Annotated in this window: 6 protein-coding genes; 2 read left to right on the top strand and 4 right to left on the bottom strand. The window is 57.2% G+C overall.

Features of this window, described 5'->3' with window-relative positions; genetic code table 11:
- Positions 1–346: 346 nt before the first annotated feature.
- The 4 genes from RE6C_RS04040 to RE6C_RS04025 all read right to left on the bottom strand — a co-directional run bounded on the left by RE6C_RS04040 (position 347) and on the right by RE6C_RS04025 (position 9,800).
- Positions 347–1,843: a DUF1501 domain-containing protein gene (locus RE6C_RS04040; RefSeq protein WP_008654098.1), complete on the bottom strand. Its 1,497-nt coding sequence runs from the start codon at positions 1,841–1,843 to the stop codon at positions 347–349.
- A 28-nt stretch (positions 1,844–1,871) separates the two neighbouring features.
- Positions 1,872–7,178, bottom strand: a complete 5,307-nt coding sequence (locus RE6C_RS04035) for a DUF1549 domain-containing protein (RefSeq protein WP_008654094.1) — start codon at positions 7,176–7,178, stop codon at positions 1,872–1,874.
- A 261-nt stretch (positions 7,179–7,439) separates the two neighbouring features.
- Positions 7,440–8,099, bottom strand: a complete 660-nt coding sequence (locus RE6C_RS04030) for a hypothetical protein (protein ID WP_008654093.1) — start codon at positions 8,097–8,099, stop codon at positions 7,440–7,442.
- Positions 8,100–8,378: 279 nt separating this feature from the next.
- On the bottom strand, positions 8,379–9,800 hold the full coding sequence (locus tag RE6C_RS04025; protein ID WP_008654090.1) for a hypothetical protein: 1,422 nt from the start codon (positions 9,798–9,800) through the stop codon (positions 8,379–8,381).
- Positions 9,801–10,071: 271 nt separating this feature from the next.
- On the opposite strand from RE6C_RS04025, the gene RE6C_RS04020 reads away from it, so the two are divergent.
- Both RE6C_RS04020 and RE6C_RS04015 read left to right on the top strand, forming a co-directional pair.
- Positions 10,072–10,614 (top strand): hypothetical protein, encoded by a 543-nt coding sequence (locus RE6C_RS04020; RefSeq protein ID WP_039961154.1) that lies wholly within the window; start codon positions 10,072–10,074, stop codon positions 10,612–10,614.
- Between the two features lie 405 nt (positions 10,615–11,019).
- Positions 11,020–11,822 (top strand): LptF/LptG family permease (locus RE6C_RS04015; RefSeq protein WP_008654087.1); only part of this gene is annotated, 803 nt, incomplete at its 3' end.

The raw sequence follows: 11,822 nt of genomic DNA, 5'->3' as shown, positions 1-11,822 counted from the left end.
AAGCAATCAAATTCAACAGGTTGACCATTGAAGTTGTTGCTCCGCCGAACGAGCGAGCACGTCATGAAAAACGGAATCCCTTGCAGTCGCCCCACGTCCGGCCTGGTTGAACTGATTGTGCCAGTTGAACTGATTCTTGCCACCAACTTCATCAAATCAACTTCGGTACTGGACGAGGCAACGAGTCCAATGCTCAAGTCCCACGCTCGAGGATTCGTGACCTCATCCACTACGGCAATCGCCAACCGTAGCCGGATTCGCCAAGAATTCGGTGGCGCAAGCAGACGGTTAACGTTCTCTTTCTAGTGACGCGTCCGAATTCTGGCGAATTCCGGTTACCAACCGATCAAGTCATCAGCGACGTCACTGCCTGTGCTTTGACCAACTCGCGGGGTTGGTTGAGGTGGTTGTAAACGATCGTTTCAGGATCGATGCCGAAGCTGTGGTAGATCGTTGCGAGGAGCTCGGCGGGATGCACCGGATTATCAACAGGTGCCGATGCGGTCTTGTCGCTCTTTCCGTAGACAAAACCTCGTTTCATGCCCGCACCCGCAACCACGGCGGTGTAGCAATAGGGCCAGTGATCGCGACCGTCGTCGGAGTTGTTGTTGCCCGACGTGCTGACACCACGCTGTGGGCTGCGCCCGAATTCGCCAACAGCGACGACCAAGGTCTCTTCCAACATGCCACGTTGGTCCAAATCCTCGATCAAGGTCGTCAACCCGTTGTCCAGCATCGGAGCCGATTGATCCTTCATCCGTTTGGAAAGCCCCGAGTGATGGTCCCAGGAATGATTGTCACTGTTGGCGACCTTGGGCCAGATGACTTCGACGACTCGCGTGCCAGCCTCGACCAGACGACGAGCGAGCAAGCAGCTTTGACCGAATGAGTTGCGACCATAAGCGTCGCGAAGCACATCGTCTTCGGCGGACAACTGGAACGCGTCGCGAGCACGACCGGACAAAATCAACGAGAGTGCTCGGTCGTAGTTTTGGTCCAGCTCGAACTTTTCAACCGCTTCGTTGATAACGGGCATTTGCTCGTTCAAAGCCTGACGCAGATTGGCTCGCCGCTGCAGACGAACATCAAAGACCTCGTCGCGAAGCGACAGATCATCCGTGCGAATCTTTTGCAGCTTGTCCATGTCCATGTCATCGCCGGGTGGATACAGCGTGTATGGATCAAACGCTTTACCTAGAAAACCAGCCGTGCCACCTTTGCCGACCACGTTGGACTCTTGCAACGGACGCGGCAGCATGACGAACGGCAACATCGGTTCGTCGAGCGGCTTCATCTTGACGATGTTGCTGCCAAAGTTCGGAAAGTCCTTTGGCGATGGCGGTTCAAGCTGTCCCGATGGGCTGACCTTGTCGGTCGTGTATCCCGTCATCATTTGATAGATCGCCGCGGTATGATTGAACAAACCGTTGGGCGTGTACGACATCGACCGAATCATCGTGAACTTGTCGTTCACCTGAGACAATCGCGGCAGATTCTCTGTGAATTTGACGCCGGGAATCTTGGTCGAGATTGGTTTGAACTGGCTTTTGACGTTGTCCGGAACGTTTTCCTTGGGGTCCCACAAATCCAAGTGACTCGGGCCACCTTGAAGATAGACCATGATGATCGACTTGGCCTTGCCCCACCCCGGTCCACCGCTGTGGTGAGCGTCCGCTTTGCCGGTCGCCTCAGCAGCCTGAGCTTGGTTCGATTGCAACTGCATGATTTGTGGCAGCGACAATCCAAACAGCGACGCACCACCGACTCGCAAAAACGCACGCCGGGTTTCGCCCAAATGAGGGTCGCAAAGATCTTTGGCACGCGGGCCTTTGAAAGACAACATTGTTTTCTCGAAGATTGGTGGCGACGAATCAGTGGTTGAACAAAAAGGCGGGCGAGTTGACGAGAGCCCAGACCAGGTCTTCCGCGGCAGTCAGGCGAATGCTGCCCAGTTGAGTCTTGGACCGTTCCACGTTGGCTCGCAGTTCGACCAATGACGGGTCGATCGGTGTTTCGGCCTCGAAGCGTTTCAGTCGCTTTTGCAGAGCGACGATTTGCTCGTCTTCCGGCAGCGGACGTTTGGCTTGGTTCAGTCCGTCACGAGCCGACTTCAAAACGGGGTTGAGCGTGGAAACGTACTGATCGATCGCCTTGGACAATGCTTCGCCACGCTGGTCGGCCGGAGTGCGTTCCGCGGCCGCGAAAGTCTCTGACAATCCCAATGGGATTTCGCCTGAGTCGGTGGTCACGCTGATGCGGAACCGACCGAGTTGGTGATCCTTTGCGTTGTGGTTTTGCGCCAATTCAAATCGCAGACGTGTTTTGCCTTCGCTGTCGATCGGCTTGGCGAACTGGAACGTTGCCCAGTGCTCGTGTCCATTGGCTCCGGAAACCGCCCAGGCAGATTGGTTGCCCGCATTTCCATCGAACGTGCTTTCGATCTTGAAACCGTTCTGCAAGAAGTCCGCTGACGCGCGGGCAATTTTGACCGCAGGCAAATCTTTGGGTTTGGTATCAGCCTCATCCGAGCCAGCCGCAGCCGAGCCAGCACGAACGGTGATTTCCGTGACCACGAAATTGCCCGCGCGGCCGGGACCGTTTTGCGGCAGGCTTGGGTCGGTCAATGCTTCCACACGGAAACCAGTGATGCCGGTCAGGTTGGTTTCAAAATCAACAATGTAGGAACCTTTGCCCTGCTTCCCGCTCGCCAGAACGCTGCGGTCGGGCTGGACCGCCAACGTCGCTTGGTTGGTCGCGGACAGTGCGGTCGGTGTCAAAGGATGCCATTCCGTGTCGGCCTTCTTCTCCTTCAGAAACGCGTTGACCAACTCGGGCAATTTCGCTTCTTGATCCGCAAGCTTCTGAGTAGCCTCATCGATCTTCTTTTGCCGCTCGGCTTCCATCTTGGCTCGTTCATCAGCGATTTCCGCACGTCGATCTTCGATGTCCTTGGCGAGCTTCGCCAACATCTCCTTGCGAGACGTTTCTAACTTGGGGAAACGCTCCGCCCAAGCCGCCTCGGCATCGGCCAATCGTTGAACCAGCGTTTCGTGGTCGCCAGCGATCTGCGAATGAATCGTCGCGAAAGCGGCTCGCTCTTTGTCGCTCGGGTAGCGTCCCAAAGCTCGCAAGAAAATTTCTTCCGTGACAGCTTCGTCGGTGGAGTTTTCAGCGACGATCTTTTCAAGTTCGTTCTTTGGGTCACTGATTGCGGTACCGATCGTCGGACCACTGATCAACGCCATCACTGGACCGAGTTGCAGATCCGTGCCTCGTTCACATTCGCACGCGGTCTCTCGGACAGGACGACCAAGATTCGCGAGGAATCCGTCGGTCAACGCCACACCCGAATCCGTCGCAGCGGCGGCCCGTGTCCCAGCTGGCATGCCAGGGATTTGGCTGGTGGCACCCGTCAGCGAATGGACCGCGTCGAAAATCACTTCGGCGGGCAAACGTCGCGGCGTCGCGTGAGAGTAGTTCAGGTGATCGTCTTCGTTCCATTGGTTGGACTCAACCGACAACTGATATGTTCGTGAACTGACGATCAAACGCATCAAGTGTCGGGTGTCAAAGTTCGAACCAATAAACTCGTCGGTCAGGTAGTCCAGCAATTGTGGGTTGGTCGGCGGGTTGCCCGCCCGGATGTCATCGATTGGTTCGATCAAACCAACACCGGTCATGTAGCCCCAGATGCGGTTGACGTAAGAACGTGCGAAGTACGGATTCGTTGGATCCGTCATCCAGTTCGCCAGTTCCTCACGTCGTGTCGGTGCGTCGTCGGATTTTGAGACCAATGTTTGTCCGTCCGATGACGCACTTCGAGTCTGCTGATCAGCTTCAGTGTCGGTGTTGCCGGCCAATTCGTAAGGGAACGACGGCACAACGTCTTCGCCCGTCCGAGCGTGTTGGACTTCGGAATCAGCCGAGTCGGCGATGATCTCGAACAGCGGCGTGGCACCTTCGACCGCCGTGCCACCGATCTTTCGATTGCCGGAATCTGGATCCTTCTTTCGATCGACTTTGGCGAAGTAGGCCGCCAGTTCGTAATACTGGTCTTGGGTCCAGCGTTCGAATGGGTGATCGTGGCACTTGTTGCAATTGAATCGAATGCCAAGGAACAGGTGCGTCGTATTTTCCATTGTGTCCTCGGGAGTCCGGAGGACTTTGTAGTACGACGCGGCGGGGTTGGTTTGATTGGAACCAGACGCCGTCAGGATTTGATAGGCAAACTCATCGTACGGACGATTTTCCTCGACCGCTTTGCGGATCCAATCGCGATAGAGTTTCGTGCCTTCGACGCCGAGGAACTTGCGGTTGACCTGCAACAGATCCGCCCACTTGTTCGTCCAATATTCGACGAAGTCCTCGTTGCCGATCAAGCGATCGATCACGGCTTGGCGTTTCAATTTGCTAGGCGTCTCATCCGCCAAAAATTCGCGAACCGCTTGGCTGGTCGGAGGCAATCCAGTCAGGTCCAAGTGCACTCGGCGGAGGAAGGTGGCGTCGTTGGCAACGTCGCTGGGAATGATCTTCATTCGATCCCACTTTTGAGCGACCAACTCATCGATCCGCCCCCAAGTATCCACTTCGGCTTGTTCGTATCCCGAACGGTCACCCATCACGGTCAACGTCGTGGCGGCGTAGGCACCTTCGAAACGAGCCAGCACGGGTGCTTCACCACGCCGAACGGCCTGAAGCAACCCGCCAGTTTTCGCGGTCGCGATTTCGGTGTTGCCTGAACTGATGAACGCTTCCCGCGTGACGTCTCGAATGTCGCCGTTGGCATAAGTCGCAACGATGCGGACCTGTTGTCGAGCGTCAGTGGACTGAACGACGGGGTTGCGTGGCGAAATCTCTAGCGAGGCGACGCGTGGCGTTTGCAAATCTAGTTTGGAACCGTCAGCGATCCAGCGATGCAAAACCGCGTGATAGGGATCGCCCTTCATCATCAGCGTGCCGCCTTCGTGAGGCGTGGTGCCCAGCGGTTTGCGAAGCATCATCGAATCGTCGGGAGCCGATGGATTGATACGTCGCGCGGCCAAGTCATCCGTCAGGGCTCGGATGTCGAAGATGGGATCGTAACCTCGCAGCGACAATCGAAATCCGTTCTTGCCTTTTTGTGCTCCGTGGCAGGTGCCTTGGTTGCATCCCAAACGAGACAACACCGGATTAACATCGCGGATAAAGTCGACGGAGGCATCGCCTTGACCGGTGATCTCGATCGGCAGCGTGTGTTGGTGCGATCCAAAGCTGACGGTGACTTCGCCAACGGAATTGCTTCGAGGACGAATCAGCCCACCAGGAAGACTGGCGAAGGCATCAGATTTTGACACGGTGATTTGACGCGTCACGTCGACCGTCGATCCATCTCGCAGTTTCCCGATGGCGACGAGTTGAACGTAGTCGTACGGCGAAGTCAGCGAAATCGATTCAGGAACAACGGATAGTTCGACCAGTTCCGACAGATTGACCGGCGATTCGGAAGGTAAATCGTCAGTTTTGGCGGTGGATGAGAAGTCCAGCTCGCGATCGGTCCCGAGAGGACCTTCGCCTTTAGCGGAGCGGCGCAAGCCGCCCGGTGCAGTGGAACCGGAGGGCTCGCGCCCTTCCGCTCCAGACTGCGGCACCGCGTGGAAGGTTCGAACCAATTTTCCGGTTGCGTCGAGGTATCGAATTTGTCCATCGTTTGCGGCAACAAAAACACTGCCGTCATTGGTTAATTCCAATGAATAGGCGGCCGCTTCGGGCAGTTCGAAGTGCACCGTTTGCGTGGTCGTCTGATTGACCGATTCGTCGACCTTCTTCTTTTCTTCGGCCGAACGATTCGCAACGCGTTTACCGAGGATGGCTTTAAGTTCGTCGGTCAATTCACCGGTGAAGTCATACTTCCAAACTCTCAGTTCAGAGTGACCGTCGATCGTTGCGACGGCGGCGAGATGCGCGCCGGCTGAGTTCACAACGACTTGGCGAATGCGTCCATTCAACCGCGGCAGATTGCGGATCAAGTTTGCGTCGTCACCAATTTGTCGTTTGGTTTGACGGAAAACACGATAGACCTTGGTCACACCATCGGCCCCGCCGACCACGATTTCATCGCGGGAAGGATGCATTGCGACGCTGGACAGGCCGCCAGAGAGAGCTCCCGGTGTGATGGACGTGACGTTGTCGATAAAGCGTTCGGTCTCGACTTCGGTCAACTTGCACGTCATGTCGCGAGCGACCGAAACCAAGTGCTTGCCGTCCGGCGTGAACACGGTGTCGCGAATCCAATCTTCGTGAGCCCCTTGGAACAAGACTTGTTCGCCACTGGCCGCGTCCAAGGCTCGCACCGTGTTGTCGTTCGCTCCGATCGCGATCTTGGATCCATCGGGCGACCACGACAAACCAGTGATCGTGTCGTAGGTGACCTGCCGCGAAAGTTCTAGCTCGCCGGTCGATGCGTTCCAAATTTGAAGCTCACCGAGTTCGCCAGGTGTGCCGCCGGCAGCCGCGATGCGTGATCCATCGGGTGAAAAACGCACGGAGTTGATGCGAGGCGAGATGCCAACCAACCGAGTTTGCATCTCGCCCGAAATGGCGTCTAGCAGACAGATTTCGTGATAGCCCGCGATGGCGAGAGTTTGCTCGTCGGGCGAAAGATCGATCGATGGCAGGGTCGGCGGCCCGGCGTAGACTGGCGGATGATCCGCATCAAACCGTGGACCGGATGTTTCGGGCGAATCGTTCGCGGCACCTTGTCCGATCCATTTCCGAATCGTTTCGACCTCGGTTTCGTGCAAAGGTTTCCGAGGCGATTTGGGCATCTCTGCAACGCCATCTTGCGACGTGATCAACGAGACCAAGTAGCTCGAATCGGCGTCGCCCGGAACAATCGCTGCGTCGCCGCTTTCCCCGCCGCGAATCAACGCGTCAAAGTCAGTCATGACGTATTCGCCCAATTGCTTGGCACCTTGATGGCACCCAAAACAATTGGTTCGCAAGATTGGCAAGACGTCGTCGTGGAAACTGACGTTGCCCGCATCGGGCTCATTCGCTGCCGAACTCGGTGGGGAACCGAGGGCAGAGAAAAAGAAGAGTCCCGCAACGGCTAAGTGGGGAAGTGGGGATCGCGGTGACTGTTTGGACAGCGTGACCAACGAAATATCTATCACGACGAATTTCCTTCCAAGCAAATGCATGGGGACGAAAAATCATCGCCGATCCGAATCAATCCCGGGGAGACACTGATTCGGTAGCCGTGTGGGAGGTGGCAGGCGGGAGCGGGGTGAATCCCCGCTTACGCACAGGTTAGTGGCGGTTTCCCTGTTGGTCAAGCAAAGGTTGAGCGAGAATTCCCCGGAAAAGAGGGCAAGGCTCGCCAAAAGTGGCGTTGGCTTCCAGGCCGTGATTGCGCGGACAGAACGCTGGAAGCCTATGCCACCCGCTCGAACGCTCGCAGACTAGCGGTGGATCAGTCCGCTGACGGGAGCCACAAAGACGGGATCGCGAATCAGACTTGGAAGCGACGACTGGTCGTTTAAGTCAAGCGTGTCGGCGTCTTGGTCTTGAATAGGTTGTTGCAATTCAGGCTCCGGCAAAATCGATTCCAGTTCGTCGGGTTTGGGGCGATCAAGCGTTTCCGCTTCTTCCAATTCCTGGGCGACCTCTTTCATCAATACCGGTTCTTCATAGCGATCGACGTCGTCGGCATCGGCCGATCGCGATCGACGCGGCCCAACGGTCAGAACTTCCCAAGGCTTGGGATAGAAGTAGTGTTGCTCGACTCGCTGGGGCGGGCAATGCTTGCCGTTCAGTGCTCCTTTGATGCCATTGTTGTCATACAACCCCAACGCATCGGCTCGTTGCCACGCGCGTGCTTCTTGGCTGGACGGAGCGATGATCGCTGCGGTCTTGCCACCTAGGTAAGTCGGACGGTTGTATTGGCGTCGATACGATTCTGGCATCCGGCTACCGACCGGTCCGATCACATCGATCCGCTGAGCTCCGTCGGGACGCAACAGCGGAAAGGGCCAATCGGCATGGCACTCGTTGCTGGCCCAACCAGCCAACATCGCAACCAACAATACGGGAACCGACGCGTGAAGTGAGTTGACTTTCATGAGACTGGTGGCACTGCATCCTGCGAAACCGAACGATGTAAACGTCGCAGATCCTTTGCGACACCCATCGAATCGTCGCGATCGATCGGTCCGGTACAACGCGTTCGCACTTTCGCGCGTCGCAACCAACAGGCAAAATCCTCGGCTTAGTCAAACTGTTCGGGCTGCAGGGATTTCAACAGCCAGCCGATGAGCGTCACCACACGGCAACAAACCACGAACCGGACGCTGACGCGTTGCGGCCGATGAGACCAACCGTCCGCCTACCAAAACCGCCAATCAGTCAATTTGCTGGCAACTGGTCAGCAACGTCGCCATTTCGCGACCGGCGAAACACGATCGCTTGTAGTAATCTTCTTCTGAGTGAGCCTTTCCGACCGTCGGTGAACAATCCCGCGAACGAACCGGCAGCGGCGATCCGTCATATCGAGGCGCAAACCGCGTTGGGCCCGTGTACCCAAGAGCACGTGTGCCACGGATTCGCGAAAGCAGCCAGTAGTTCTTAAGGATTGCGTCGCGTTGGTTGTACAGCAGGACCAGTCGATTCATGTTTTGAGTCGCCAAACGGTGGTACCCGTGCGGCATCAACCAATCGCTCTGGATCGCGGGAGCCAGCAAACCGACATCGAGATTGGCGGCCATCACGGGCTCTTCGCTCAATCGACGACGACCAATCGTGCCCCCCGCCAAAGCGTGCAAGCTGCCTGTCACGATGCGGCCACCAAAGCTGAAACCGATCAACGCCGTCGGCTGAGCGGCGTCCACGTGACGATGCAGCAACCACGCCAAATACAAACCTTGGGCGTCGGTGCGTTCAGCTTTAATGCGAGCATCCGTGATGGCGAACGTTTCACGATCGCTCTGCCAACTCCAGATGACAAAATCCATCGGCACTTGGCCGCAGCGGTTCGATTCCAATTCGCGAGCGACATCCAAACCGCGTTCGATGGCCAGCGGTGCGGACCGGCGGTTGCCGTGTACATAGATGACTCGCGGGCGACTGGGATCAAACGTCGCGAGGTATTCGTCCAGACTGGACGGGGTGACTCGACCGCAACGATTCAGCCGCGAGATACGCAGGTTGGGATTCTGCAGGTTAGCTCGACAAGCCGTGCTGGTGATGTGGCGCGTGCTGATCAACCAATAGCGATCGCTCGACAAACACCGCTGCAAACTGGAGGGTGCTGGAACGGTGAACGATCCCGGCGGATTCATCGACGACGGATGAATCACGGCGTCCGCGGCTGGACGGACGGACGTCAGCGACTCAGACGCGTCCAATTGCATTTCCGCCTGACGCTCAATCTCTTCTGCCTGCTCGAGCTCGGCGACATCTTTCGCCGCGATCGTTTCGCTTGATGTCCAATGGCTGGACTCGGACAAAGTCAGAGGCTTTGAGAAGCTGCTCGTGTCAAACGACAACGGCTGGCCCGCGTGGGCTGGAGCCGGTGGTGACACGATCGCACCGCATAGCGTGATGCAGAACGCTGTGATGCTGAACACTGTGATTTTGAGCGCTGTGACGCTGAGCGACCAAGGCGGGATCGCACGCGAGGGCGTGCCCCGTTCCGCGATGACGCGAATCGAGGAACCGGATGATCGGCTGATGGCGTTGTCGTTCATCAGCGACTTGTGGTCGTGAAAGTGAGGGAGCTGCATCATGCGAACAATCAAACGGGTCGTATGAATCGTGCGGGGCATCCAAGCTACCACAGCCCTTCTGAAGGTGGGATGTGGCGTTTTGTCAACAAATTGTTGCCCAAAATTAGCGTGTTGCATTTGCACAACACGCAGAGCGTCCTACTTTTGAGTGGTCTTGATGCCAAGGCCAACGTTTAGGCTCGGTTTTCCCTTTGGGTCCACCTTGCCCGATCCGCCTGCTTTGCCAGTCAAGGAAACTCTGATGACAATCCGAACTCTAACGCTCCTGATGCTCGTGACGGTCACGGTTACCTCGACCGGCTGCTCAGGAATGAGAAACTTCTTCTTCGGCCGTGGTGCAAACTGTGGTCTTTGCAATCGAGCCAGCGCGATCGGTCGCGCCGTCAACCCGTTTGCTCCACCGCCCGCACCAAGCTCTGGCGGTTGCAACACGGGATCCTGTGGATTATTCAATCGCGGCCCAGCCGTCGCGGCTCCACCGATGATCCCACAACAACCGGTTTATGCGCCCGCACCTGCTTATGCGCCCTACGCTGCACCTCAAGCTTCCGCGGGAACCTGCTCGACCTGCCCAGCACCGCAAGCCTATGTCGGCGACGGATGCGGCAGTGAATACAGTGCCAGCATGCCAGGTTACTACGAAGGCTCGGTCGACCCGTATCTCGGCAGCGGCACGCTCGGTTACGGTGAAACCATCGTCCCCGGCAGTGGCTATCCCACTGATGGATACGGCGGAGTCATCCAAAGCGACTCATTCGCACCTCGATCCTACCAATCGAATCGAGTTGACTCGCAAGGCGACGTGATCATCCATGCCGACCCACTGCCCCCCGGCGCCCAACTGGTCGACTGATCCAGCCATCGCAACCAAATCGTAGCTGGCTGGGGCCTCCCAGCCAGCCGAGCGCAATCTCACGGTGGAGACCACCGTGCTACAGGTTGGTCACAGACTGAGGTGCCCTGATTCTGGTTCCCCAACGTCCGCGCATTTCAGCAAGGGACGGTTGACTCAAACCGCCCCGAGCTCAGCAAGCAAAACCCCGTAGCTGGCTGGGGCCTCCCAGCCAGCCGAGCGCAATCTCACGGTGGTGACCACCGTGCTACAAATTCAGCCACCGACGATTGATCTTGAGGCGTGGGTGGGTTGGATGCGATGGTGAGGCGGGACGGGAGAAATCCGTTTTCTCTCGTTCACCTGATATCTCGAAGCCTGGCTCTCAACAGCCCGGTTCGCCTTCAAGACCCAGCCCGCCGCATCGTGACCCAGATCGATCGCTATGTCCTGATCCTCTTCTTGCGCACCGTTTGCGTGTGCTTTTTGTCGTTGGCGGGCATTTTCATCGTGTTTCACGCCTTCACAGCGATGGACGATCTGATCGCTCAATCCAAGGTCGGCGATTCATTGCCGCTGGTGCTGGCCAAGTTCTACGGGCCGTACCTGCTGCTGCTTTTCGACATGACAGGCACGATCATCACGCTGATGGCGTTCCTCTTCACCGCCGGTTGGCTGCGGCGAACGGGAGAATTGACCGCCACTTTGTCAGCGGGAGTTTCCCACGGGCGGATCCTCCGACCGATGGTCATCGCTTCGCTCGCAATCATCTCGGTCCAGCTAGCCAATCGCGAATGGGTGATCCCCCGTTTTCGCGATTCGTTGACCATGAAAGCGAAAAACCTCTCCGGCGACATCGAACAAGCGGTCATGCCGACCTACGACCAATCCTCCGGGATTCTGATCGAAGGCGACAAATTGCGGACGCTTGGACGAGTCATCTCACGCCCCAACTTTCGTCTTTACAGCGACTACGCCGGATTCGGCGACGTGTTGCTCGCACGAGAAGCGATCTGGTGGGACCCGGCCGCGATGGCAGAATGGCGAGCCGAAAAGGGACCGACTGAGCCCGCTGGCCCCGACACTGCTGGCCCCGACACTGCTTCGTCGCAATTGGCATCGGCGGGAACTGCGACATTCGGCATCGACGCCAAACGAAGCAGCTGGAAAGATTTGGCTGGCCGAACCGGAATGCCAGACGTCACCGGGTACTTGCTGCAAGGAGTACG

This window comes from Rhodopirellula europaea 6C (genome assembly GCF_000338295.1).
In the GTDB taxonomy this organism is placed as follows: Bacteria; Planctomycetota; Planctomycetia; order Pirellulales; family Pirellulaceae; genus Rhodopirellula; species Rhodopirellula europaea.
The sequence above is the reverse complement of the archived record's forward strand: the minus strand, read 5'-3'. Positions and strand labels throughout refer to the sequence as shown.

Bases quoted from the DNA above. Each gene is read 5' to 3' on its own strand.
- RE6C_RS04040 (WP_008654098.1), bottom strand. From the start codon at position 1,843: ATGTTGTCTTTCAAAGGCCCGCGTGCCAAAGATCTTTGCGACCCTCAT.
- RE6C_RS04035 (WP_008654094.1), bottom strand. From the start codon at position 7,178: ATGCATTTGCTTGGAAGGAAATTCGTCGTGATAGATATTTCGTTGGTC.
- RE6C_RS04030 (WP_008654093.1), bottom strand. From the start codon at position 8,099: ATGAAAGTCAACTCACTTCACGCGTCGGTTCCCGTATTGTTGGTTGCG.
- RE6C_RS04025 (WP_008654090.1), bottom strand. From the start codon at position 9,800: ATGCCCCGCACGATTCATACGACCCGTTTGATTGTTCGCATGATGCAG.
- RE6C_RS04020 (WP_039961154.1), top strand. From the start codon at position 10,072: ATGAGAAACTTCTTCTTCGGCCGTGGTGCAAACTGTGGTCTTTGCAAT.